This is a genomic window from Halomonas sp. ND22Bw, assembly GCF_003011945.1.
Lineage (GTDB): Bacteria > Pseudomonadota > Gammaproteobacteria > Pseudomonadales > Halomonadaceae > Halomonas > Halomonas halophila.
This window is the reverse complement of sequence record NZ_PXWD01000579.1, coordinates 1-294: the sequence shown is the minus strand read 5'-3', so window position 1 is coordinate 294 and position 294 is coordinate 1. Positions and strand designations below refer to the sequence as shown.

The window sequence follows — 294 nt, the reverse complement described above, 5'->3', positions numbered from 1 at the left end:
CAGGCGCTCGGCGGCGTCGTCGTAGTATTCGCGACCGCGCGTGCGGGCGGTGTCGTAATAGCCGCGCGCCTGTTCGCGCACCTCGTCGCTCTTGGCGCGCAGCTTGGCCTCGGCCTCGGCGGCCTTTTCGCGCAGGCGCTGGGTTTCCTCGCGGGCGCCGTTCTTCAGATCCTCCTTGAGGGTCTTCAGGTCGGCCTTGATGTCTTCTCGGGCCTTGGTGCTGGCCATGATGCGCGCTCCGTTGAAAGCTTGACGGTAGAGAATAGAGAACCCCGTATGCCAACGCCACTCCCC

Annotated in this window: 1 protein-coding gene; it reads right to left on the bottom strand. The window is 65.6% G+C overall.

The window, feature by feature from the left end; genetic code table 11:
* On the bottom strand, positions 1 to 228 hold a 228-nt coding region (locus tag CVH10_RS19460), incomplete at its 3' end, for a DUF883 domain-containing protein (protein ID WP_106489403.1).
* Positions 229 to 294 lie beyond the last annotated feature (66 nt).